Origin of the sequence: Plantactinospora soyae, assembly GCF_014874095.1 — a bacterium.
GTDB lineage: Bacteria > Actinomycetota > Actinomycetes > Mycobacteriales > Micromonosporaceae > Plantactinospora > Plantactinospora soyae.
The window spans coordinates 2,751,452-2,773,436 of sequence record NZ_JADBEB010000001.1 but is presented as its reverse complement, the minus strand read 5'-3'; the positions used below and the strand labels follow the sequence as shown (position 1 = coordinate 2,773,436).

Annotated in this window: 25 protein-coding genes and 1 pseudogene; 15 read left to right on the top strand and 11 right to left on the bottom strand. The window is 71.9% G+C overall.

What is annotated here, in order from left to right:
- Window positions 1–134: 134 nt before the first annotated feature.
- Together H4W31_RS12450 and H4W31_RS12445 are read right to left on the bottom strand one after the other, a co-directional pair.
- Window positions 135–773 (bottom strand): TrmH family RNA methyltransferase, encoded by a 639-nt coding sequence (locus H4W31_RS12450; protein WP_192766806.1) that lies wholly within the window; start codon window positions 771–773, stop codon window positions 135–137.
- Window positions 774–799: 26 nt separating this feature from the next.
- Window positions 800–1,339: a hypothetical protein gene (locus H4W31_RS12445; protein ID WP_192766805.1), complete on the bottom strand. Its 540-nt coding sequence runs from the start codon at window positions 1,337–1,339 to the stop codon at window positions 800–802.
- A 655-nt stretch (window positions 1,340–1,994) separates the two neighbouring features.
- Here H4W31_RS12445 and trxA point away from each other — a divergent pair.
- The 3 genes from trxA (at window position 1,995) to H4W31_RS12430 (ending at window position 3,865) form a co-directional block, all read left to right on the top strand.
- Window positions 1,995–2,366, top strand: coding sequence for a thioredoxin (trxA, locus tag H4W31_RS12440; RefSeq protein ID WP_192766804.1), 372 nt, complete (start codon window positions 1,995–1,997; stop codon window positions 2,364–2,366).
- 138 nt (window positions 2,367–2,504) lie between these two features.
- Window positions 2,505–2,942, top strand: a complete 438-nt coding sequence (locus tag H4W31_RS12435; protein ID WP_192766803.1) for a hypothetical protein — start codon at window positions 2,505–2,507, stop codon at window positions 2,940–2,942.
- 2 nt (window positions 2,943–2,944) lie between these two features.
- The gene (locus tag H4W31_RS12430; RefSeq protein WP_318783733.1) at window positions 2,945–3,865 is read left to right on the top strand and encodes an MFS transporter permease; all 921 of its coding nucleotides are present in this window, start codon (window positions 2,945–2,947) and stop codon (window positions 3,863–3,865) included.
- On the opposite strand, the gene H4W31_RS12425 is transcribed toward H4W31_RS12430, so the two are convergent.
- From H4W31_RS12425 to H4W31_RS12415, 3 genes are read right to left on the bottom strand one after another with little or no spacing between them, the layout of a single operon-like run.
- Window positions 3,841–4,248: a thiol-disulfide oxidoreductase DCC family protein gene (locus H4W31_RS12425; protein ID WP_192766802.1), complete on the bottom strand. Its 408-nt coding sequence runs from the start codon at window positions 4,246–4,248 to the stop codon at window positions 3,841–3,843. The genes H4W31_RS12430 and H4W31_RS12425 overlap by 25 nt on opposite strands.
- Window positions 4,249–4,291: 43 nt before the next feature.
- Window positions 4,292–5,104 carry a sugar phosphate isomerase/epimerase family protein gene (locus H4W31_RS12420; RefSeq protein WP_192766801.1) on the bottom strand — a complete coding sequence of 271 codons (813 nt, stop codon included), beginning with the start codon at window positions 5,102–5,104 and terminating at the stop codon, window positions 4,292–4,294.
- Window positions 5,101–6,279, bottom strand: a complete 1,179-nt coding sequence (locus H4W31_RS12415) for a Gfo/Idh/MocA family protein (RefSeq protein ID WP_192766800.1) — start codon at window positions 6,277–6,279, stop codon at window positions 5,101–5,103. The genes H4W31_RS12420 and H4W31_RS12415 overlap by 4 nt, the downstream gene beginning before the upstream one ends.
- 329 nt (window positions 6,280–6,608) lie before the next feature.
- On the opposite strand from H4W31_RS12415, the gene H4W31_RS12410 reads away from it, so the two are divergent.
- From H4W31_RS12410 to H4W31_RS12385, 6 genes and pseudogenes are all read left to right on the top strand, one after another.
- On the top strand, window positions 6,609–7,637 hold the full coding sequence (locus H4W31_RS12410) for a LacI family DNA-binding transcriptional regulator (protein ID WP_192766799.1): 1,029 nt from the start codon (window positions 6,609–6,611) through the stop codon (window positions 7,635–7,637).
- A gap of 80 nt (window positions 7,638–7,717) precedes the next feature.
- Entirely contained in the window at window positions 7,718–9,268 is a 1,551-nt protein-coding gene (locus H4W31_RS12405; RefSeq protein WP_192766798.1) for an Rv2578c family radical SAM protein, read from the top strand.
- Window positions 9,269–9,304: 36 nt separating this feature from the next.
- Complete coding sequence (locus tag H4W31_RS12400; RefSeq protein ID WP_192766797.1) at window positions 9,305–9,712, top strand: CoA-binding protein; 408 nt, start codon at window positions 9,305–9,307, stop codon at window positions 9,710–9,712.
- Between the two features lie 66 nt (window positions 9,713–9,778).
- Entirely contained in the window at window positions 9,779–10,315 is a 537-nt protein-coding gene (locus H4W31_RS12395) for a helix-turn-helix transcriptional regulator (RefSeq protein ID WP_192766796.1), read from the top strand.
- Window positions 10,312–10,434: pseudogene (locus H4W31_RS12390) on the top strand (ABC transporter ATP-binding protein); the annotation flags it as partial. The gene H4W31_RS12395 and the pseudogene H4W31_RS12390, both read left to right, overlap by 4 nt.
- A gap of 41 nt (window positions 10,435–10,475) precedes the next feature.
- Window positions 10,476–10,835, top strand: coding sequence for a DUF4190 domain-containing protein (locus tag H4W31_RS12385; protein WP_404825707.1), 360 nt, complete (start codon window positions 10,476–10,478; stop codon window positions 10,833–10,835).
- A 30-nt stretch (window positions 10,836–10,865) separates the two neighbouring features.
- Here the strand turns inward: H4W31_RS12385 and H4W31_RS12380 are convergent, their stop codons facing one another.
- On the bottom strand, window positions 10,866–11,720 hold the full coding sequence (locus H4W31_RS12380; protein WP_404825582.1) for an SDR family NAD(P)-dependent oxidoreductase: 855 nt from the start codon (window positions 11,718–11,720) through the stop codon (window positions 10,866–10,868).
- 234 nt (window positions 11,721–11,954) lie between these two features.
- On the opposite strand from H4W31_RS12380, the gene H4W31_RS12375 reads away from it, so the two are divergent.
- Both H4W31_RS12375 and H4W31_RS44200 read left to right on the top strand, forming a co-directional pair.
- A complete protein-coding gene (locus H4W31_RS12375) occupies window positions 11,955–12,521 on the top strand; it encodes a DUF4190 domain-containing protein (RefSeq protein ID WP_192766793.1) in 567 nt (188 codons plus the stop codon).
- Between the two features lie 26 nt (window positions 12,522–12,547).
- Window positions 12,548–12,973 carry a DUF4190 domain-containing protein gene (locus H4W31_RS44200; RefSeq protein WP_192766792.1) on the top strand — a complete coding sequence of 142 codons (426 nt, stop codon included), beginning with the start codon at window positions 12,548–12,550 and terminating at the stop codon, window positions 12,971–12,973.
- Window positions 12,974–13,127: 154 nt separating this feature from the next.
- On the opposite strand, the gene H4W31_RS12365 is transcribed toward H4W31_RS44200, so the two are convergent.
- Complete coding sequence (locus tag H4W31_RS12365; RefSeq protein WP_192766791.1) at window positions 13,128–14,192, bottom strand: DMT family transporter; 1,065 nt, start codon at window positions 14,190–14,192, stop codon at window positions 13,128–13,130.
- Between the two features lie 168 nt (window positions 14,193–14,360).
- Here H4W31_RS12365 and H4W31_RS12360 point away from each other — a divergent pair, with 168 nt between their 5' ends.
- The 3 genes from H4W31_RS12360 (at window position 14,361) to H4W31_RS12350 (ending at window position 17,129) form a co-directional block, all read left to right on the top strand.
- The gene (locus H4W31_RS12360; protein ID WP_192772045.1) at window positions 14,361–15,032 is read left to right on the top strand and encodes an HAD family hydrolase; all 672 of its coding nucleotides are present in this window, start codon (window positions 14,361–14,363) and stop codon (window positions 15,030–15,032) included.
- 98 nt (window positions 15,033–15,130) lie between these two features.
- Entirely contained in the window at window positions 15,131–15,655 is a 525-nt protein-coding gene (locus tag H4W31_RS12355; protein ID WP_192766790.1) for a hypothetical protein, read from the top strand.
- Between the two features lie 337 nt (window positions 15,656–15,992).
- Complete coding sequence (locus H4W31_RS12350) at window positions 15,993–17,129, top strand: Mrp/NBP35 family ATP-binding protein (RefSeq protein ID WP_192772044.1); 1,137 nt, start codon at window positions 15,993–15,995, stop codon at window positions 17,127–17,129.
- Between the two features lie 149 nt (window positions 17,130–17,278).
- On the opposite strand, the gene H4W31_RS12345 is transcribed toward H4W31_RS12350, so the two are convergent.
- Entirely contained in the window at window positions 17,279–17,725 is a 447-nt protein-coding gene (locus tag H4W31_RS12345) for a Sec-independent protein translocase family protein (protein ID WP_192766789.1), read from the bottom strand.
- Between the two features lie 77 nt (window positions 17,726–17,802).
- Window positions 17,803–19,131 (bottom strand): S1C family serine protease, encoded by a 1,329-nt coding sequence (locus tag H4W31_RS12340; protein ID WP_404825581.1) that lies wholly within the window; start codon window positions 19,129–19,131, stop codon window positions 17,803–17,805.
- Between the two features lie 364 nt (window positions 19,132–19,495).
- Between H4W31_RS12340 and H4W31_RS12335 the strand changes: the two genes are divergently transcribed.
- Window positions 19,496–20,071 (top strand): O-methyltransferase, encoded by a 576-nt coding sequence (locus H4W31_RS12335; RefSeq protein ID WP_225946482.1) that lies wholly within the window; start codon window positions 19,496–19,498, stop codon window positions 20,069–20,071.
- A gap of 42 nt (window positions 20,072–20,113) precedes the next feature.
- On the opposite strand, the gene H4W31_RS12330 is transcribed toward H4W31_RS12335, so the two are convergent.
- Both H4W31_RS12330 and H4W31_RS12325 read right to left on the bottom strand, forming a co-directional pair.
- Window positions 20,114–21,607 carry a leucyl aminopeptidase family protein gene (locus H4W31_RS12330; RefSeq protein WP_192766787.1) on the bottom strand — a complete coding sequence of 498 codons (1,494 nt, stop codon included), beginning with the start codon at window positions 21,605–21,607 and terminating at the stop codon, window positions 20,114–20,116.
- A gap of 166 nt (window positions 21,608–21,773) precedes the next feature.
- A complete protein-coding gene (locus H4W31_RS12325; protein ID WP_007455245.1) occupies window positions 21,774–21,941 on the bottom strand; it encodes a DUF3117 domain-containing protein in 168 nt (55 codons plus the stop codon).
- Window positions 21,942–21,985: the final 44 nt, after the last annotated feature.

Here is a 21,985-nt window from a genome sequence, read left to right as displayed (position 1 = left end):
CCTTTTCGGTCGTTCTCCGTACGTGTCGGGACGCCTTTTCCGAGGTTCCTGGCGGTATCGGGTAGTGAATTAGACAGGTATGGGCGGTTTCGTGTGCTGGAGGCTGCCACCACGCACACCGGCCGGGCGAAGGGTCAGGCGGGCTGGTCGGGCGGCGGACCGCCGTACGCCCGGACCCAGGCGTGCATGGCGATGCCGCTGGCCACGCCCGCGTTGATCGAGCGGGTCGAGCCGTACTGGGCGATGGAGAAGACCGCCACCGAAGCGACCCGGGCCGGCTCGGACAGCCCCGGGCCCTCCTGGCCGAACAGCAGTACGCAGCGGCGGGGCAGCACCGCGCTCTCCAGCGGCCGCGATCCGGGCAGGTTGTCGATCCCGATCACCGGCAGGTCGGACGATCGGCACCAGTCCAGGAAGCCCTCGATCGTCTCGTGGTGCCGAACGTGCTGGTACCGGTCGGTCACCATGGCACCCCGCCGGTTCCACCGTCGACGGCCGACCACGTGCACCTCGGCCGCGAGGAAGGCGTTGGCGTTCCGGACCACCGTGCCGATGTTGAAGTCGTGCTGCCAGTTCTCGATCGCCACGTGGAAGTCGTGCCGCCGCAGGTCCAGGTCGGCGACGATCGCCTCCCGGCGCCAGTAGCGGTACCGGTCGACAACGTTGCGCCGGTCGCCGTCCGACAGCAGTTCCGGGTCGTAGCGCGGGTCGGTCGGCGGCTCGCCCGGCCACGGCCCGACCCCCACCTCGACCTCGACCTCGGCGCCCTCCACGATCTGCAGAGGGTACGGCCCGCCGGTCAGCCGGCCGAGCGCAGGCCCAGCGCCTCACCCAGCTGATCCAGGAGCCGGCGGTGCGCGGGGTCCACGGGATCGCCGAAGGGCCGGGGCCGGCCGTCGGGACCGGCGGCGCGACAGACCCGGGCCGCGACGGACTGCACCCACTGGCGGTACGCGGCCGAGTCCGCCGGATCGGCGTGCCGGGCCAGCGCCTCGACCGCGGATCGGCAGGACCGGAGCAGTTCGGCGAGTTCTCCGTCGGATCCGTCCGGCCGGACCGACGCCGAGTGCCCGTCGTCGGATTCGGCATAGATGGTGGCGACCACCGCGCGGACCAGTTCGCTGTCGAAGGACCTGCCGGCGGCGATGCCGTCCAGGCCGGCCAGTCCCTCGGTGACGGCCCGGACCGGATTCTCCGGCCCGGTCGACGAGGCCGCGACGATCACCCGGCCCGGCAGCCGGGTGAGCAGTTGCCATTCGTCGGCGGCGTAGCCGGCCGTGGTCGCGCGCCACATGCCGTGCGTGGCGCCGGGCGAGTCCGGGGATCCGGTGTGACTCATGGCGGCCCTCCCGGGTCAGCATATGCCGCTGCTGGGGAAAAGGTCCCGTTCCGCCCCGAAAAGCGACAGTGCCGTGCCGGTCCGGGCCTCGCCGCCCGGTCGTTCCGACCGTGCCGCCCGGTCCGTCGTTGGACAACCGGGCTACCCGGGTACGCCGACGGCGCCACTATCGGTAATTGACAGTCCCTCGGGAGCGGTGAAACCGACCCCGGACGCAATGAGCGGCGGGGCCCTCCCCGGCACCCGCCGCCCACGCTCTGATGGGAAAGATTGTGCCCGATCCGACCCACTCCGCAGAAGAGGCGGACGAGAGATGGGGCTCACAGTTACCTTTTTGTAATGTTACTGAACGTGAACGGTCGTACGCGACGAGGCATCCGTTATGTCACCTGTTTCCGCTTGCCAACCGGCAAGTTTCCCGATCACACCCGGATTGGCCAGCGCAACCCTTGGAAACGCTCCCATAACCCACTGTCACCAGACTGTGTCACCAATGTTTCACTTCCGGATTCGGCCGACAAGGGACCCGTGTCGATGCCGGGCCAGAACGTGACGCGCCCCACGATGACCGTTTCAACCCGGCGGGCCCGGGAATTCGAAGGAGGCCGGACAGGTTCTCCAGACGTAAGGCCAATTGCGGTGATCGGAGTGATCAATGGCGACCGTTGAGCTGACCACAGCCAACTTCGACGAGGTGACCGAGCAGCCGGGCATCGTGCTGGTGGACTTCTGGGCCGACTGGTGCGGCCCGTGTAAGCGGTTCGCACCCGTATACGAGCGTTCCTCGGAGAAGCACGGGGACATCGTCTTCGGCAAGGTCGACACCGAGGCACAGCAGGAAGTCGCCGCGAAGTTCGATATCCGTTCCATCCCGACGATCATGGCTGTCCGGGATGGCGTGATCGTTTTCGCCCAGCCGGGCGCCCTGCCGGAGTCGGCGCTGGAATCGCTGATCGAGCAGGTCCAGGCGCTGGACATGGACGACGTGCGCAAGCAGCTCGCCGAGCACGCGGAGCACAGTCACTGACCTGGTAAAGACAGTCTTCGGCCGGGCGCCCGCGACGGGTGTCCGGCCGAAGTCGTCCGGCCGGCCGAAGCGGTGGTGACCGGCTGGCCAGGAGGACGGTACCCGGGCGGTTGCGGTAACGCGTAGGGTCTCCAACCGATGAGCGCGTTGACGAGGCGGGGCCGGAGCATCCGGGTGGGCCTCACGGTGCTGGTCGGCGCGTTGGTGCTGGGCGGAACGCTGTGGGGCCAGGACGACCATTTCCCGTTCGGTCCGTTCCGGATGTACGCCGGCTCCAACCCGCCGAACGATCCGGCCCCGGACACCCGGGTCGAGGGGGTCGACACCACCGGCGCGGTCGTCGGACTCGGCGAGACGAGCACCGGCATCCGGCGGGCCGAGATCGAGGGGCAGCAGGGCCGCTACGCCGCCGACCCGACGCTGCTGCGCCAGGTGGCCGACGCGTACGCCGAACGGAACCCCGAGGCTCCCGCGCTGGTCGAGGTACGCATCGTGATCCGCTGGTACGGCATCCGTGAGGGCCGGCCGACCGGCACCTCCACCGACGAGACGGTGGTCCGGTGGCGGGCCCCGTGACCGTGGTGAAAAGCGTGCTGTCCGCCGTACCGCGCTGGCTGACCGAGCCGGTGCCCCGGGGACGGGTGGCGGCCTTCCGTACCCTGGTCTACCTCTTCGTCGCGGCGGACCTGCTGGTCTTCACCCCGTGGATCCGCGACAAGGCCAGCATCCCGGGCGACCTGTACCAGCCGCTCTTCATCGGCCGGCTACTGCCGCTGCCCACCCCCACGCCACTGCTGGTCAACATCATCTTCTGGGCTCTGCTGCTGCTCGCCCTGGCCGCCGCCACCGGGCGGGCGCCCCGGGCGCTGGGCTGGGCGGTCTTCCTGCTCTATTTCGAGTGGATGATCATCGCGATGAGCTACGGGAAGGTGGACCACGACCGGTTCGGCCTCCTGATCGCGCTCGCCGTACTGCCGACCGCCGGCCGGGCCCGGCACGGTGACCGCGAGAGCACCGAGGCCGGCGGCTGGGCCCTGCGGGTCACCCAGATCGCCGTGGTCTGCACGTACTTCCTGGCCGCCTGGGCCAAGCTCCGGTTCGGCGGGATCGAGTGGACGACCGGCTCGGTGCTGGCCCGGGCGATCATCCGGCGCGGCACCGACCTGGCCGACCTGATCGCCCAGGTGCCGTACCTGTTGATCGCGGCGCAGTTCGGCATCATCGCGTTCGAGCTGCTCAGCCCGCTGGTGTTCGTGGTCTCGTCGCGCTGGCGGCAGTGGGTGGTCGCGTTCTTCTACTCGTTCCACCTGGTCACCATCGCCACCATCACGATCTCGTTCGCCCCGCACCTGGTGGCGATGACCAGCTTCCTGGAGCTGGAACGGCTCCGCCCGATCCACCGGCTACGCCGGCTGGCCCGCCGCCCCGACGGGGACACCGGGCCGCCGGAGATGGCACCGGAGACGCCGACGGCTCAGCCGTCCCCCGCCGTACCGTAGAGCCGCTCCCGGGTCGCCTGCGGCAGCGAGCAGGCGGCCGTACCGCCCGGCAGCCGGTGCCGGTTACGGGCCACCCAGCGGTACCCGGGCCAGGCCACCGCCCGGACCGGGGGCAGCCGCAGCGCGGCACCGAGCACCCGCCAGACCGGCCGGCTCGCACCGAGCAGCCGGGCGATCGCGTCCGGCCCGGCGGCGCGTACGCCGTCGGTGCCGATCCACCAGACCGCCTCCTCGCACTCGGCGACGGTCAGCCCGAGCGCGTCGAGGTCGGCGAACTGCCAGGGCACCACCCTGGCCCCGGTCGGGATCCGCCGACCGATGAAGTCGGCGCACGTGGTGCAGAAGGCGCAGTCGCCGTCGTACACGAAAGTGGGCTGGTCCATGCCCCCATCCTCCCCCGGGCCGGGTGGCGCCGACCAACCCCGGTCAATCCACGTGGGCGAGATAACCGGCCAGGGTACTTTCCAGGATCTCCTGGCCGGGTCGGGCCCAGACCTCCGCGTTGAAGACCTCGACCTCGATCGGCCCCTGGTAGCCGGCGGCCTCCACCGCCTGGCGGAACCGGCGCAACTCGACGCAGCCGTCACCGGGCAACGCCCGGCCCAGCAGCACCCCCTCGGGCAGCGGGGTGGCCCAGTCGGCGACCTGGAAGGAGGCGATCCGGTCCTCCCGGCCGGCCCGGTCGATCTGCGCCCAGACCTGGTCGTCCCACCAGATGTGGTACGTGTCCACCACCACCCCGACCGTCTCGCTCGGGTACGGCGCGGCCAGGTCGAGCGCCTGGCCGAGGCTGGACACCACGCACCGGTCGGAGCAGAACATCGGATGCAGCGGCTCGATCGCCAGCCGTACCCCGGCGTCGCGGGCGTACGGCACGAGAGCGCCGATCGCCTCACCGACGTGGGCGCGGGCGGCGTCCACGTCCCGACTGCCCTCGGGCAGCCCGCCGGAGACCAGGACCAGTACCGGCGCCCCGAGGGTGGCGGCCTCGTCGATGGCGCGGCGGTTCTCGTCGTACCAGTCGGGGGTGTTGAAGAAGCCGCCCCGGCACAGTGAGGTGACCGCGAGCCCGGCGTCGCGGACCAGCGCCGCGGTCTTGTCCAGGCCGTGGGCGGCGGTCTCCTCCCGCCACAGCCCGACGGCGGGAACCCCGGCCGCCACGCAGCCGGCGACGAGGTCCGGAATCGGCCAGTACTTGGCGGTGGCCTGGTTGAAGGAGAACCGGGCCGGCACCGTCATCGGGCGGCCTCGCCACCGAGGTCGGGGATCTCGATCCGCCGGCCCTCGCGGGCGGAGAGCAGGCCCAGCTCGGCGAGTTGTACGCCGCGGGCACCGGCCCACAGGTCCCAGCTGTACGGCTCGTCGAGCACCACGTGCCGCAGGAACAGCTCCCACTGGGCCTTGAAGCCGTTGTCGAACTCCTCGTTGTCCGGCACGACCTGCCACTGGTCCCGGAAGTTCTCGGTCGCCGGCAGGTCCGGATTCCACACCGGCTTCGGCGTGCTGGCGCGGTGCTGGATCCGGCAGTTGCGCAGCCCGGCCACGGCGCTGCCCTCGGTGCCGTCCACCTGGAACTCCACCAGCTCGTCCCGGTAGACCCGGACCGACCAGGAGGAGTTGATCTGCGCCACGATCCGGCCGTCCTGCCCGGGTCGCTCGATCTCGAAGATGCCGTACGCGGCGTCGTCGGCGGTGGCGTCGTAGCGTTCGCCCGCCTCGTCCCAGCGGTGCGGCACGTGCGTGGTGACGTGCGCGGCCACCGTCGCCACCCGGCCGAAGATCTGTTCGAGCACGTAGTGCCAGTGCGGGAACATGTCAACGGTGATGCCACCGCCGTCGGCCGCGCGGTAGTTCCAGGACGGCCGCTGCGCCGCCTGCCAGTCGCCCTCGAAGACCCAGTAGCCGAACTCCCCGCGTACGGACAGGATCCGGCCGAAGAACCCGCCCCGGACCAGCCGGTCGAGCTTGCGCAGACCGGGCAGGAAGAGCTTGTCCTGCACCACCCCGTGCTTGATGCCGGCCGCGTCGGCCAGCCGGGCCAGCTCCACCGCGCCGGCCAGGTCCTCGGCGGTCGGCTTCTCGGTGTAGATGTGCTTGCCTGCCTCGATCGCCAGCCGCAGCGCCTTCTCCCGCTGAGCGGTGACCTGGGAGTCGAAGTAGATCTGCACGTCCGGTCGGGCCAGCGCGGCGGGCAGGTCGGTGGTCCACTCGGTCAGCCCGTGCCGCTGCGCGATCTCCCGTAGCTTGGTCTCGCTGCGGCCGACCAGCACCGGTTCCGGCCAGAGTTGGCGTCCGTCGGGCAGTGGCAGTCCGCCCTGCTCGCGGATGGCGAGCAGGGACCGGACCAGATGCTGCCGGTAGCCCATCCGCCCGGTCACGCCATTGAGCACAATGCCGATCGTGGTACGGGCCATACGTCGCCTCCTCAGGCTGGCTGATCCGCGGATGCCGCTCGTCGAGGCGGTACGGGATCGTGCGGTGGAAGCCGTCATGGGGCGCGTTGGTGGAGGTGGAGCACGCCGCATTCCGGTAAGCGCTTTCCCGATTACGCTACCGACTCGGTTCCGATTCCGGCAAGGCCCTCCCACCGTCGCGGCCGTCGCCACCAGCGATCCATGACCGTCGCGGCCGGCGGTCCCGGGCCCCGCCGCAGACGCCTCGACGACGGGCGATGAAGCCCGATCCGGCACCGCGATATCCTCACCTGCAACCGACCAGCGGGCGGTCGGGGAAGGACGGGGGAATGGCCACTCTGGCAGACGTCGCACGACGGGCCGGTGTGTCACCCGCCACCGCGTCCCGAATCATCAACGGCAGTCCGAAACCCGTCACCGACGCGCTCCGGGAACGGGTCCTGGCCGCCGTCGAGGAACTCCAGTACGTACCCAACGCACACGCCCAGCAGCTCGCCCGCAACCATCGCAGCGCGGTCGGCGTCATCGTGCACGACGTCTCCGACCCGTACTTCGCCGAGATCACCCGAGGGCTGCAACGGGTCGCGACCGAGCACGGCCGGCTCGTCATCATCTGCAACACCTACCGGGACCCGGACAGGGAACTCGAGTACGTCGAGCTGCTCCGGGCCAACCAGGCCGCCGCGATCATCCTGGCCGGCTCCGGCTACCACGACGAGCAGTTCACCCACACCCTGGACGCCAAACTGCGGGTGTACCAGTCCACCGGCGGGCACGTGGCGGTCATCGGCCGGCACGAACACACCGGACACGCCGTGATCCCGGCCAACGAGGCGGGCGGCCACCTGGTCGGCGCCGAACTGTTCGGCCTCGGGCACACCAGGGTCGGCGTCGTCGCCGGTCCGCGGCATCTCACCACCACCACGGACCGGCTCGCCGGGCTCCGCCGGGCCGCCCGCGAGCACGGACTGAAGTTCTCCGCCCGGCAGATCGTCTACGCCGACTTCGAACGGGCCGGCGGTGCCGCCGCGACCGCGGCACTGCTCGACGCCCATCCGCAGCTCACCGCCATCGCCGCGCTGAACGACTCGATGGCGATCGGTGCGCTCGCCCTGCTCCGCGAGCGGGGCATCGCCGTACCCGGACAGATCAGCGTGGTCGGCTTCGACGACATGCCGATCGCCGGTGACGTGATGCCCGCGCTCACCACCATCCGGCTGCCGCTGGCCGACATGGGCGCCCGGGCCATGACCCTCGCGCTACAGCCGCCGGAGCCGCTGAACACCCCGCAGATAGAACACGTCGACGCCGTACTGGTCCGCCGGGAGAGCAGTGGTCCGCCGCCGCCCGGCTCGTGACGGCGCCTGAGTCGTAACCGACCGCCGTCCCCGCGTGGCGGAGTTGCACAAGTCATCGTACGCATGTTCGAATAGGGCCCATGCGCTGGGAAAACCTGTCGTCGGCTCCCCCCGACACCGGATCCCCCTCGGGGGCGGCGTCAGCGGCTCCACCCCTGCCGCTGGCGCTGCCCGGCGCTGTCGTCCGCACCTTCGACACCCCCGCGTTCGCCGGCATGACCTTCTACGAGGTGCAGGCGAAGTCGATCCTCAACCGGGTGCCGGGCACGTCGCGGGTGCCGTTCGAGTGGACGATCAACCCCTACCGGGGGTGCAGCCACGCCTGCGCGTACTGCCTGGCCGGGGAGACCGAGATCCTGCTCGCCGACGGTGGCACCCGACCGTTGGCGCGGCTGCGGGTCGGCGACCAGATCTACGGAACCGTCGCGCAGGGCAACCACCGGCGCTACGTGCGTACCGAGGTGCTGGCGCACTGGTCGACGGTGAAGCCGGCGTACCGGATCACGCTGGAGGACGGCACCGAGCTGACCGCCAGCGGCGACCACCGGTTCCTCACCCCGCGCGGCTGGAAGCACGTCGTCAGCTCGCCGCCCGGCGACGCGCCCAGGCCCTATCTCGCCCTCACCGACAGCCTGGTCGGCACCGGCCGGTCGACGGCGACCACCGACGCGCGTCCCGGCGGTCCCGACGGCCGGCTCGACGGGACGATCCTCGGCAGCCGGGCCGCGCTGCGGATCCGCGGGATCGAGCCGCTGGACGGCGAACTCCGGCTCTACGACATCACCACCGGGACCGGTGACTTCATCGCCAACGGGGTGGTGAGTCACAACTGTTTCGCCCGGAACACCCACACCTACCTCGACCTGGACGCGGGACGCGACTTCGACAGCAAGGTGATCGTCAAGGTCAACGCGGGTGAGGTGGTCCGCCGCGAGCTGGCGGCGCCGAAGTGGCGGGGCGAGCACGTCGCCATGGGTACCAATGTGGACTGCTACCAGCGGGCCGAGGGCCGTTACCGGCTGATGCCGCCGATCCTGACGGCGCTGCGCGACTTCGCCAACCCCTTCTCGATCCTGACCAAGGGCACGCTGATCCTGCGCGACCTGCCACTGCTGCGCCAGGCGGCCACCGTGACCCGGGTCAGTGTCTCGCTGTCGGTCGGCTTCGTGGACGAGCCGATGTGGCGCTCCGTCGAGTCGGGTACGCCGAGCCCGCGCCGCCGGCTCGACGCCGTACGGCAACTGACCGACGCCGGCTTCCAGGTCGGCGTGCTGATGGCACCGATCCTGCCCGGCCTGACCGACACCGAGGAGTCGATCGAGGCGACGGTGGCCGCGATCGCCGCCGCCGGAGCGGTGAGCGTCACGCCGTTGCCGCTGCACCTGCGCCCCGGCGCCCGCCAGTGGTACGCGGCCTGGCTGGCCCGGGAGTTTCCGCGACTCGTCCCGCGCTACCGGGCACTCTTCGGCACGGGCTCCTATCTGCCGCAGGCGTACCAACGGGAGGTGACGGCCCGGGTCCGGATGGCGGCCCGCCGGCACGGCCTGCACCGCGCCGGGTCGGGCGAGGCCCGGCAGGTCACGCCGACGGACGTTCCGGCGCCCGTCGTTGAACAGCTCACCCTGTTGTGATGGTCCCCGGCGGATCGACGGCGCTACAGTCGCCAGGTGCGTAACGCTCAGCAGATCCTGGCCGAGGCCGGCGTGATCGCCGTGGTCGGTGCCTCCCGCGACCCCCGGAAGCCGGCGCACAGCGTGCCGTTGCAGATGCAGCGGTACGGCTGGCGGATCATCCCGGTCAACCCGGAGGCGGACGAACTCTTCGGCGAAACCGTCTACCGGTCGCTGGCCGAGATCCCGCACCCGGTCGACCTGGTCGACGTGTTCCGGCCGGCCGAGGACGCCGCCCAGGTGGTCCGGGAGGCCGTCGCGATCGGCGCCCCGGCGGTCTGGTTGCAGCTCGGCATCGTCTCCGCGCAGGCCCGGCAGATCGCCGAGGAGGCCGGCATCGACTACGTCGAGGACCGCTGCCTCGTGGTCGAACGCGCCGCCGGCGGGCTGTCCCGCCAGCACTGATCCCCCCTGAGGCTATTTCTTGAGTGAATAGTTGACAGGACTATTCACCGGATAAATAGTAAATCGGTGTCCGCCTCGTTCGTGCTGCTCGGTCTCCTGTCGTCCGGGCCGAAACACGGCTATGAGCTCAAACGCGCCTACGACCGCAGCCTGCCCAACGCGAAGCCGCTCGCGTTCGGGCAGGTGTACGCCACGATCGGCCGGCTCGAACGCGACGGACTGGTCGAACGCGCCGGCCAGGACCGGGACGGTGGGCCCGACCGGGTCGCGTACGCGCTGACCGACCTCGGCCGGCAGAGTCTCGACGAGTGGCTCGGCGCCGTGGAGCCGCCGGCCCCGTACGTCAGCAGTGTGCTGCTGGCGAAGGTGGTGGTCGCCCTGCTCACCGCCGACTCCGACCGCGCCGGCACGTACCTGGCCGACCAGCGCGCCGCGCACACCGCCCGGCTACGCGAACTGACCCGGTCGAAGCACGAGTCGACCGCCAACATCGGCGACGTGATCACCGCTGATTTCGCCATCGCCCATCTCGACGCGGACCTACGCTGGCTGCGTACCACGCTGGAGCGCGTCGGCGAGATGCATCAGGAGACTTCGCCATGACGATCCTCCAGGCACGGGGAGTCGTGCGCTCCTACGGGCAGACACCCGCGCTGCGCGGAGTCACCCTCGACGTCCACGAGGGCGAGATCCTCGCCGTCACCGGCCCCAGCGGATGCGGCAATCGGAATCGCATCGGAACCGTGTCGGCGCCGGGGTAACTATCCCGACATTCACTCGGATAACGCCGCCGACCGGTACGTTTCTGGGGAAGGAGGGCGAAAGCATGAGCTACCCAGGGTCCGGCCAGTACGGTCAGCCCGGCCAGTACGGCCAGCCGACCGGCGTCAACGTGTTGGCGATCCTGTCGCTGGTCTTCGCCTTCGTCTTCGCCCCGGCCGGCATCGTGCTCGGACACCTGGCCCGGCGCCAGATCAGCCGGACCGGCGAGCAGGGTGGCCAGTTGGCGCTCTGGGGGTTGATCCTGAGCTACCTCTTCACCGCGCTGTACGTGATCGGCTGCTGTGGCTGGCTGGCCCTGGTGAGCTGGGCCGGGTCGGAGGGCAGCGGTGGCGCCTACTGAAACGGCACGACGCCACCGCCGCCACTGGTTCTAGCGGAACTCCGCCTCGCGCACGCTGTTCCCACCGTCCACCACGAGCATCTGCCCGGTGATGTACGACGCGGCCGGCGAGCAGAGGAAGGCGATCGCGGCGGCGACCTCGTCCGGCGTACCGGGCCGGCCGACCGGGGTACCCAGGCCCTGCTTCAGCTCCGCCATCGTCGACGCCGCGGTGTAGATCGTTCCCGGTGCCACCGCGTTGACCGTGACCCCGTCGGCGATCATCTCCATCGCGAGCGCCCGGGTCAGCCCGACCACGCCCGCCTTCGCCGCCGCGTACGCCGCCTCGGTGGGTAGGGCGTTCACCGGGCCGGCGGTCGCGGAGAGGTTGACGATCCGCCCCCAGCCCCGTTCGGCCATGCCACCGATGAACGCCCGGCTGCACAGGAAGGCGGTGCTCAGGTTCCGCTCGATCTCCCGGTGCCACTCGTCGTAGCCGAGCTGGACCACCGGGCGGAGCACCTCGGGACTCGCCCGACTCGCCAGCCCCGCGTTGTTGACCAGCACCTCCACCTCGCCGAGCTGCTCGACGATGGCGTCCGCCAGCGCCCCCACCTCTGCCTCGTCGGTCAGGTCGGCCACGAAACCCGTCGCGCCCAGCTCGGTCGCCCGCTCGTGGATCCGCCGGGTGGTCGAGACGATCGCCACCCGGGCGCCCAGTCCGCAGAGCCGGCGCGCGGTGGCGTACCCGATCCCGTCCGGGCTGCCGGCCCCGGTGACCAACGCCACCCGTCCGTCGAGGCGCATCGTCACCGGCTCGACGTCATCACCCGGCGCGCCACTTCGGGCCGGGTCGATGCTCTGCGAGACGGTGCCTTGCGAACCGGAGCGGGTCCGGCGGGCCAACGTGGGGCGCGTAGCGTCCCGGCGGGGCCGATTACCGGCTCTGTCCCCGGCGCGCGCGTCGAATACCATGCCGCGATCCTGCCCCGTCCGGACGATACGGGCAACGGCGCACCGCCGTACGGCCCCGCCGAAGGCCGTGCTCGTGGTCGGGCCGGGGCGAAACCAGGGACCCCAAGCTGGCGGGCGACGACTACCCTGGCGAGGCGCACCGGACAGATGGAGTGAGAATCCCACATGAGCGACCCCCAGCAGAGCGGCTACTCCAGCGACCCGTCGTGGCAGGCGCAGCCGGCGCCGCAGCCACCGGCACAACCGGTCTACCAGGAGCCGACCTACCAGCCCGCCCCTTCTGACCAGGGCTACCAGGCCAGCTACCCGGATTCGGCCCCACCACAGGGTTACCCGGCCGAGCAGGCGTACCCGACCCAGGCGTACCCGACGAGCGCGGATCCGTACGGCCAGCCGCAGGCGGCGGGCTACCCTCCGCCCGGCTATCCGGTCATCGTCGCCGCGCCACCGGTCAACGGGCTGTCGATCGCCGCCCTGGTCGTCTCGATCGTCGGCGTGCTCGGCCTCTGCGGCTACGGCCTCGGCGGCTACATCGGAATCGTCGGCGCGATCCTCGGACACGTGTCGCGCAAGCAGATCCGTGAACGGGGCGAGGGCGGCGCGGGTCTGGCCACCGCCGGAATCATCGTCGGCTGGATCGCCGCCGCGATCGCGGTGCTCGCCACCATCGCGATCGTCGGGCTCATCGTCTGGGCGGCCCAGCAACCCTCCGACTTCGAGAGCGGTTACTGAGCCGCTCGAGAGCAGCAGGAGCCGTCGTGAACCCAGCTACTCCTGACCCACCGTCCGAGCCGGACCGCACCGGCCTGAACCCGTACGACGTCGAGGCCGGTCAGCAGTCCGCACCACCGGTCGGCGGTCCGCCCCCCGCCTGGGCGCCCGGTTATCCCGGATACCCCGGCTATCAGGTACGCCGGCCGACGAACAGCATGGCGATCGCCGCGATGATCACCGGCATCGTCTCGCTGTTCAGCTGCCAACTGATCGGCGTGGTCGCCGTCTACCTCGCCAAGCGTGCCCGCGACGAGATCCAGGCCAGTGGCGAGGAGGGCGCCGGCTTTGCCACCGCCGGCCTGGTCCTCGGCTGGGTCGCCGTCGGCCTGGCCGCGTTGACGATCCTCGCCCTGATCGCCTACTTCGGCCTGATCGGACTGGTCTTCGCGACCAGTTCGAGCACCTCCTAAGGTCCAGCGGCTCCGGGCCGGCCGGTCGGATCGAATGACCCGACCGGCCGGCCCGATCCGGTCCGCCGCCACCGCCTCCGTGCGGGCGCCCAAGCAGCCGCCAGGAAATCCAGCCCACCACCGGCCGCCCCACGCCCCAACCGGCCCGCGGCGGTCAGTCGGTCCGATGCGTACCGTCCCGCACCGGGTCGGGCTGCGGCAGCGGCAGTGGACCGGCCTCCGGCAGTACCGGTACGGGATCCGCCCGGTCATCCCGCCCGGACCGGGTACGCCGGCCGGCGCGTGCCTCGGCGTGCAGTACGACGGCGACTCCGGCCAGCAGCAGGGCCAACCCGGGCAGGGCGGTCGACCGGGGTACCTGGTCCAGCCAGGCCCAGGCGATCAACGCGGCACCGGGCGCCTCGAGCAGGAACAGGACGCTGATCGTGGTGGCCGAGATCCGGCGTAGCGCGTAGTTGAACATCGAGTGGCCGAGCAGTTGGGCGCCGGCCACCAGGGCGAGCACGGCGAGCCAGGTCGAGGTGTCGAAGCCGGTGACCGGAACCCCGCCGACCAGGCACACCACGAGCAACGCGCCCGCGCAGACCCCGTAACAGATGGTGGTGTAGGTGACGGTGCTGGTCGTCGTCCTGGCCCGCTCGCCCAGCGCGGTGTAGACGGCCGCCGCCATGCCGCCGGCGACCGCGAGCAGGTCGCCGGCCACGGCCCGGCCGGACACCCCGAAGTCGGCTCCCACCGCCCAGACCGCGCCGAGCACGGTCACCCCGATTCCGACCCAGGCGGCGACGGGCAGCCGCCGGCCCTGCCCGAGGGCGATCAGTCCCTGCCAGACCGGCTGGGTGACCACCAGGGCGGTGGCGGCGGCCACCGAGGTCAGTTGGGCGCTCGGCATCCAGGTCGCGAAGTGCACGGCGAGGGCGAGGCCGGCCAGCGCGCAGTACCCGGCCTCCCGGCGCCCGGCGCCCCGCAGCAGCGCCCGGAACTCGGCCCGGCGGCGGGCCAGCGCGAACGGTCCGAGCACCCCGACCGCGAGGATGTTGCGCCAGAACGCGATGGCCAGCGCGGGCGCGGCGGCGAACGCGATCAGCGGCGCGGACGACGACACCGCCGCTACGGCGACAGCGACGGCCCCGATACTCAGCGGGTCGATCGACGTCCGGGGTGGCGGAACAGGGGAAGGCACGGAAAAATCCTCACATGTCACTCCGGGCCATCGCATGGTCGACAGTCCGTTAATATCGTCCGGTCCCGCCTCGCCACATCTGGTTCTGGAGGCCGCTCCCCCGTGCCCACCTACCGGTCCCCCTCCCCCGTAGACCGGTTCCCGGCAACCGCCGACCAGGCTCCCGCGTACGCGGGCCGGCCCCGGTCGCCCGCGTACCGGGCCGTGCTCTTCGACTTTTTCGGCACCCTGACCTGCGCCGTCCGCCGTGGCCCACAGCACGCCGCCGTCGCCGCCCTGCTCGGCTGCGCGGTGGAGCCGCTGGTCGACGTCCTCGACCGCTCCTTCTACCTGCGGGCCAGCGGGGCGCTCGGCAACGCCGCCGACACCCTGCGCTGGGTCGGCGAGCAGGCCGGGGGCCGACCGTCCGCCGCCGACCTCCGGGCCGCGGTCGCCGCCAGGATCGAGGCGGTACGGGCGGACACCCGACTGCGCCCCGAGGCGGTGACGGTGCTGCGCGCCCTCCGGCACCGGGGCGCACGCATCGCACTGGTCAGTGACTGTACCCACGAACTCCCCGCCTTCCTGCCACAACTGCCGGTCGCACCGCTGCTCGACGTACGGGTCTTCTCCGTACAGGTGGGCCGTTGCAAGCCCGATCCGGCGATCTACCGGGCCGCCTGCCGAAGGCTGGGCGTGGCCCCGGCCGACTGCCTGTACGTCGGCGACGGCGGCAGTCAGGAACTGACCGGTGCGGTCCGGGCCGGGATGACCGCCGTCCGGCTCGCCGCGGCCGACCTCGACGGACACCTCGTCTTCGACGGCGAGCCCGACTGGACCGGCCCGGCACTCGACTCGCTGACCCAGCTGCCCGCGATGCTCGACGCCCGGGTGTGAGGAAGGGCCCCTTCCTATCCAGAAAGCGATAAGAAGGGGCCCTTCCTTACCCCTGATCGGCCGGTCACGGGTGCCGGGGCGGTCCCGGGTGCGGCAGGATGCGGGATGTGACCGACGAGGTGGACGACCGTGGCGTGTCACCACTGGTGACCGAGGCGATGAAGAAGGCAGCCGTGGCATGGGTGGCGGTCCAGGATCGCCCGGCCCTCGCGCTGTGGTGCGTACCACTCGACGGCGCCCTGTACGTGGTGAGTGGCCCCGGCGAGCAGTCCGCGCCCGGCCTCGCCGAGGCCCGTACCGCGACGGTGACGCTGCGCGGCGACCACGGCGGACGGATCGTCAGCTGGCCGGCCGAGGTGAGCCGGGTGGTGCCGGAGAGCGAGGAGTGGGCGACGGTGGCGCCCCAGGTGGCCGCCAAGCGGCTCAACGTCTCCGGAAGCCCGGCCGATCTGGCCGTCCGCTGGGCGACCGCGTGTGCACTGCACCGGCTGGCGCCGGGCGGGGCGCCGACGGCGGCCGGCGGGACGCTGCCCGACGGCTCCCTCGCCGCCCCGCCCCGGGAAAGCCCTGCCGTGCGACAGACCCGCAAGCCGTTCCGGCTGCACCGGGTACGCCGCCGCTGACGGCGACGGGGGCACGCGGCGGAAAGCGGACGGTAAGCACCCGCCGGGGCGACAGGACGACAAAAAGCGCCGCGCGCCTCAAGGGGCTAGGCGCGCGGCGGGTCTCAACGATCGTCGCACCCGAACGGTACGGCGTCTACCCGTCAAATCGGCAATTTCACCATCCGTGGCTGAAGACCCGACTTGCCCGCTACGCCGTGCCGTGTCGCTCACACTCGCTGAACAGGTGTGGCCGGCCAGTCGGATCGCCCGGCGACGTAGCATTGCGGACATGTCTGCTCCCGCCGTCCCCGGCCACGAGGCTGCCGCATCCGCCACCGATCGCGAGGCCCCGCCGATGACCGCCGCCGAGGAGGCGATCCACGCCGCCCTGGCCACCGTCGACGACCCCGAGATCCGGCGACCGATCACCGATCTCGGCATGGTGCGCTCCGCCGTACTCGGCGCCGACGGCACCGTACGGGTGGAACTGCTGCTCACGGTCGCCGGCTGCCCGCTCAAGGACAAGCTCCGGTCCGACATCACCCGGGCGGTCGGCGCGGTGCCCGGGGTGACCGGGGTGACGATCGAGTTCGGCGTGATGAGCACGGAGCAACGGCAGTCCCTACAGTCCCGGCTGCGTGGTGGCGGAACGACCCAGGAGCCGTTGATCCCGTTCGCCCAGCCCGGTTCGCGTACCCGGGTCTACGCGGTCGCCAGCGGCAAGGGCGGCGTCGGCAAGTCCAGCGTGACGGTCAACCTGGCTGCGGCACTGGCCGCCAAGGGGCTGTCGGTCGGGGTCGTGGACGCGGACATCTACGGGCACTCGGTTCCCCGGATGCTCGGCACCACCGCCCGACCGACCCGGGTCGAAGACATGATCATGCCGCCCCAGGCGCACGGGGTGAAGGTGATCTCGATCGGCATGTTCGTCGACGGCAACGCGGCGGTCGTCTGGCGGGGACCGATGCTGCACCGGGCGTTGCAGCAGTTCCTCGCCGACGTCTACTGGGGCGATCTGGACGTACTGCTGCTGGACCTGCCCCCGGGCACCGGCGACGTGGCCATCTCGCTGGCCCAACTGCTGCCCAACGCGGAGATCCTGGTGGTGACCACGCCGCAGACCGCGGCCGCCGAGGTGGCCGAGCGGGCCGGTGGAATCGCCCTGCAGACCCACCAGCGCCTGGTCGGGGTGGTGGAGAACATGTCGTGGTTGGAACTGCCCGACGGCTCCCGGATGGAGGTCTTCGGCTCCGGTGGGGGCGCGATGGTCGCCGAATCGCTGACCACGATCATCGGCGCCCAGGTGCCGTTGCTGGGGCAGATCCCGCTGGACCCCCGGGTCCGGGAGGCCGGCGACGCCGGTGATCCGATCGTGTTGGCCGAGCCGGAGGCACCCGCCGCCCAGGCGCTGATGGCGGTCGCGGACCGGCTCGCGATCCGGCGCGAGACGCTGCTCGGCAAGTCGCTGGGCCTGCGCCCCGTCGGCCGCTGACCACCGTCGAGCGGACGCCGCCCGGCGCTCGATGACTCTCGGCGGCCGGTGGTTCCCGCCGGCCGCCGTCGGCAGGGCTGACAGTCAGCGGGCCGAGGAGCCAGCCGGCGCCGAGGAGCCAACGGGCCGATCCGCCCGAGGGCCGACGGTCAGGTGGCGTCCAGGTCGAAACTGCGACGCTGCGGGGCCACCACATCGGCGCCGGAACCCGGTGTCGAGGCGCCGCCGGCAGCACCGGTGGATCCGCCCGACGACCGGACGTCCGCCGACGAGGCCACGTCGTCGATCTCCCGGTGCACGTCGGTCAGGTCGGAGCGGAGCTTGTCGTACGCCCCCTGGAGGGGCTTGCGGATCGCCTGCTCGTCTTCCTCGCTCAGCAGGTGCTTACGGATGAACGCCTTCGGGTGCAGGTCCTCGAGCTGGATGTCGGTGCCCAACTCGCGGCTCAGGTCGCCGGTGGCGTTCCGGGCCATGTTCCGCAGGTTGCGCAGCATCCGTAGCCCATCACTGAGCACCTGCGGCAACCGGTCGCCGAAGATCAGCAGAGCGACCAGCAGTAGCGCACCGATCTCCCACCAGTTCAGGTTCTCGAACACGCGTGCCTCCTCATGCCACCCCTGGCACCAGCAAGAGTACGCACGTCACCACGGCCAGCGGGAGGGGGAGCCGGGGGCTACTTGGCATCCGCGGCAAGGGTCACCGAGGCCGACTGGCGTTCCGAGCCGCGCCGGTACTCGACGCTCACCACCGAGCCGGGTGCGTACTTGCGAACCAGTGCGATCAGGTCGCTCGGCTCCTCCAGGGGCTTGCCGTCGAGCTTGAGCACCACGTCACCGGTCTGGAGCCCGGCCTCGGCGGCGGGTCCGGCCGGCTCGACCGAGGAGAGTCGTACGCCGCCCGAGCCGCCCGACCGGGTACCGCCGACCCCGGCGCCGATCACGGTCCGGCGCGCCTTTCCGGTGTCGATGATCTCCTGGGCGAGCCGCTTGGCCTGGTTGATCGGGATCGCGAAGGCCAGGCCGACGTTTCCGGCCGTCTCCTCGTCCACGGCCGGCGTCTGGATCACCGAGTTCACCCCGATCACCCGGCCGGCCCCGTCGACCAGCGGACCGCCGGAGTTGCCCCGGTTGACCGCCGCGTCGGTCTGGATCGCCGCGTAGTAGCGCACCTGCCCGCCCGGCTCGCCGTTGCGGAACGTCCGGTCCAGCGCGCTGACGATGCCCGAGGTGACCGTGTTGGCCAGGGACAGCGGCGTGCCGAAGGCGAGCACCGGGTCGCCGACCGCGACGGCATCGGAGTCTCCGAACTCGATCGGCTTCAGGCCCGTCCGGGCCACCTTGATGACGGCGATGTCCGCCTCGGGGTCCTTGCCGACCACCTCGGCCGGGGCGGTGGTGCCGTCGTTGAACTCGACCGTCGCGGTGTCCGCGCCCACCCCGACCACATGGTCGTTGGTGATCACGTAACCGTCCTGGGTGACGACGAATCCCGAGCCGAGCCCGACGCCGCCGTTCCCGCTGACCCGTACCGTGACGACGCTCGGCAGCAGCCGCTCCGCGACGCCGGCCAGTGACTCGGGCGGTCGCCGGGCCGAGGCCGGCGGTTCCCCGCCGGCCGAACCGAGCGCGGTCGTTCCGCCGACGCCGCCGCCGACCGCGAAGGCGTACCCGAGGGCGCCGCCGAGCGCGCCGGCCAACAGTGCGGTGATCAGCGAGACCAGGAAGACCGGGGCCAGGCCGCGGGGCCGGACGGCGTCCGGGTCGCTGACCGGCTCGGGCGCGGCCTGCGCCGAACCCGGTGCCGCCGCCTGCACCACGACCGCCGCCGGAGTCCCCGGGTTGCGCCACGGGTCGTGCAGCGCGTCGGACCACCATGGGGACGATGCCGGGTCCGGTGCGCCTGCGGGCACCGCCCGCGCGCCGACTGTCGGGGGCGCGGGCGACGGGGTGTACCCCGGCGTCGCGGTCCCATCGGGCTGGCGCCAGTTCCAGCCGTCCGTCACGTTCGCTGCCTCCCAGTCCGTCCCTGAAGCCGGGCGCCGCGCGGGCGCGGGCAACCGCTTCCGGCCGCAGCGTCCGGGTTCCGCATCCAGGATCGCACGGATGGCTGAATACCGGTCATCGGTTGTCCGAGGCATGGCCACCATCGGAGGCACGCGACTGCCGATCACGTACCGCCACCCTTAGGCTCATACCCGCAACCCCGCCCCGGACCGCTCTTCCCGCCGTCCCACCGACCGCCATACCCAGCCTCGCCGCCCCGCCACCCCTGCCGCCCGGAGGTGCCCCATCGCCACGGTCGCCCGGTCAGTCAGCACGACGACCGCCCAAGCACTCCAGTTCGCCGAAGCGTACGTCGCCGAGGATCTGGTCCTGCGTACCGCTCGCAGTCTGGCCACCGAGGTCGGTCTCGCCGCGGTCACGCCCGGAACCGGCGCGACGCTGCGGTTGCTGGCCGCCGCCGGCAGTGCCCGGGCGGTGGTGGAGATCGGTACCGGAACCGGGGTCAGCGGGCTCTGGCTGCTGCGCGGGATGCGCGCCGACGGCATCCTCACCACGATCGACGTGGAGACCGAGCACCAGCGGATCGCCCGACGGATCTTCCAGGAGGCGGGCTTCGCCTCGGGGCGTACCCGAATCATCACCGGCCGGGCGCTGGACGTGCTGCCCCGGCTCGCCGACGGGGTCTACGACCTGATCTTCGTCGACTCGGAGGTCGCCGAGTACAGCGCCTGTGTCGAGGCGGCGACGCGGCTGCTGCGGCCCGGCGGGGTACTCGCGCTGCACGGCGCACTGGCCGCCGGCCGGATCGGCGACCCGGCGGCCCGGGACGTGGAGACGGTGACCGTACGGGAGGTGGCCAAGGCGATCCGCGAGTCGGAGGACTGGATCCCGGCCCTGCTGCCCACCGGTGAGGGGCTGCTGGTCGCCGTCAAGCGCTGACCGGGCCCGGGCCGGGGCGACCAACCTCCCCGGGCGGTACGCCTAGCCGGGCTGGGTGGCCAGCCAGCGGAGCAGGGTGCGTACGCCCCAACCGGTCGCGCCCTTGACCAGCTCGCCGTCGTTTCCCTCCGACCAGGACGGCGCCGACATGTCCAGGTGCAGCCAGCGGTCGCGGAGGTCACCGGCGAACTCGCGCAGGTAGAGGGCGGCGACGACGGATCCGGCGCCCTGGGTCGGCGCGCTGTACAGATCGGCGATGTCGCTGCCGAGGTACTCCGCGTAGTCCACCGGCAACGGCATCCGCCAGGCCCGCTCACCGGCGGCGTCGGCCGCTGACAGCACCGCGTCGGCGAGTTCGTCGGTGTCGCTGTAGAGCGCGGCGGTCCGCTTGCCGAGCGCTACCGAGTTGGCTCCGGTGAGGGTGGCCAGGTCGACCAGCAGATCCGGCTCCAGCCGCTCCACGGCGTACGCGAGCGCGTCGGCGAGCACCAGTCGGCCCTCGGCGTCGGTGTTGGTGCTCTCGCTGGTCAGGCCGCCGTAGTGCCGTACCACGTCGCCCGGCCGGTACGCCGAACCGCTCGGCATGTTCTCGGCCAGCGGCGCGAGCGCGGTCACCCGGACCGGAAGGCCGAGCGCGGCGGCACCGATGGTGGCCGCGATCACCGCCGCCGCCCCGCCCATGTCCTTGCGCATCAGTTTCATGCCGTCGCGCGGCTTGATCGAGACGCCGCCGGTGTCGAAGGTGATCCCCTTGCCGACCAGTACGACGTGGGTCCGCGCGCCTGCGGGCCGCCAGCTCAGCTCGACCAGCCGGGGTCCCTGGGCCGAGCCGCCACCGACGGCGAGGATGCCGCCGAAGCCCTCGGCGGCGAGCCGGTCCGGTTCCCGGACGTCGACGGTCAGCCCGGCGTGCCCGGCCGCCGCCGCGATCACCTGGTCGGCGAACCAGGCGGGCGTCTTGAGCGAGGACGGCGTGTTGGTCAGGTCCCGGGCGAACCGGGTCGACTCGGCGACCACCCGGGCCGTGTCGAGGGCCGCCCGGTAGCGCTCCGGATCGGCGACCGCGAGCAGCACCTCGGCCAGGGCGGGCGGGGCGGCGGGACCCGTGTCGGAGGCGGCCATCCGGAACCGGTACGACGCCAACCAGAGCCCCTCGGCGAGCCCGCGTACGGCCTCCGGATCAACATCGACCGGTATCGCTATAGTGATCGAACTCTCACGTACGGCGGCCCGGGCGATACCCGCCCCGGCGGAGCGCCAGCCGGCCTCGTCGCCGGTACCCACGCCAGCCAGCAGGAGCCGGCTGGGGGTGAGCAGCGGCCGGATCGACCGGTTCACCGTTCCGGCAACGCCAGGCTTTTCGAGGTACGGCAGCAGCGCGCCCGCCTCGGCCACCAGTTCGGCGGGCAGGTCCAGGCAGGTGGGTACGAGCGCAGCCGTCGCGTCGACGGGCTGAGCCGCCCCTTCGACGGGCCGGACCGGCAGCACCAGGGTGTCGACCCCGGCGGGATCTACTACCAGACGGATCGACAGCACGCCGACGCTACCTCCGAACACAATCGTGGATCAGGACAGTACGGACGGCCACGCGGCCGCCCCCGGGACCGGGCATCACGACCCTGGGCCACCGGCAGCGCCGATGGCCCAGGGCTGATGGATTCCGCCGGGTGCCACGTGGCACCCGGCGGAGTCGTCGTTTCTCTTAGCCGGCGGCGGCCTTCAGCGCGTCACCGAGCGCGTTGGCCTCGTCGGGAGTCATCTCGACGACGAGCCGGCCACCACCCTCCAGCGGAACCCGCATGACGATGCCCCGGCCCTCCTTGGTGACTTCCAGCGGACCGTCGCCCGTCCGCGGCTTCATCGCCGCCATGTTGTCTCCCCTCAGACCTTCACCAGGGTCGGTGGGTTGCCCCA

Excerpts from the sequence above, each read along its gene's own strand:
- H4W31_RS12365 (WP_192766791.1), bottom strand. The coding sequence starts at position 14,192 with ATGCGATGGCCCGGAGTGACATGTGAGGATTTTTCCGTGCCTTCCCCT.
- H4W31_RS12445 (WP_192766805.1), bottom strand. The coding sequence starts at position 1,339 with ATGAGTCACACCGGATCCCCGGACTCGCCCGGCGCCACGCACGGCATG.
- H4W31_RS12405 (WP_192766798.1), top strand. The coding sequence starts at position 7,718 with ATGCGCTGGGAAAACCTGTCGTCGGCTCCCCCCGACACCGGATCCCCC.
- H4W31_RS12410 (WP_192766799.1), top strand. The coding sequence starts at position 6,609 with ATGGCCACTCTGGCAGACGTCGCACGACGGGCCGGTGTGTCACCCGCC.
- H4W31_RS12415 (WP_192766800.1), bottom strand. The coding sequence starts at position 6,279 with ATGGCCCGTACCACGATCGGCATTGTGCTCAATGGCGTGACCGGGCGG.
- H4W31_RS12435 (WP_192766803.1), top strand. The coding sequence starts at position 2,505 with ATGAGCGCGTTGACGAGGCGGGGCCGGAGCATCCGGGTGGGCCTCACG.
- H4W31_RS12350 (WP_192772044.1), top strand. The coding sequence starts at position 15,993 with ATGACCGCCGCCGAGGAGGCGATCCACGCCGCCCTGGCCACCGTCGAC.
- H4W31_RS12355 (WP_192766790.1), top strand. The coding sequence starts at position 15,131 with ATGCGGGATGTGACCGACGAGGTGGACGACCGTGGCGTGTCACCACTG.
- H4W31_RS12375 (WP_192766793.1), top strand. The coding sequence starts at position 11,955 with ATGAGCGACCCCCAGCAGAGCGGCTACTCCAGCGACCCGTCGTGGCAG.
- trxA (WP_192766804.1), top strand. The coding sequence starts at position 1,995 with ATGGCGACCGTTGAGCTGACCACAGCCAACTTCGACGAGGTGACCGAG.
- H4W31_RS12425 (WP_192766802.1), bottom strand. The coding sequence starts at position 4,248 with ATGGACCAGCCCACTTTCGTGTACGACGGCGACTGCGCCTTCTGCACC.
- H4W31_RS12325 (WP_007455245.1), bottom strand. The coding sequence starts at position 21,941 with ATGGCGGCGATGAAGCCGCGGACGGGCGACGGTCCGCTGGAAGTCACC.
- H4W31_RS12420 (WP_192766801.1), bottom strand. The coding sequence starts at position 5,104 with ATGACGGTGCCGGCCCGGTTCTCCTTCAACCAGGCCACCGCCAAGTAC.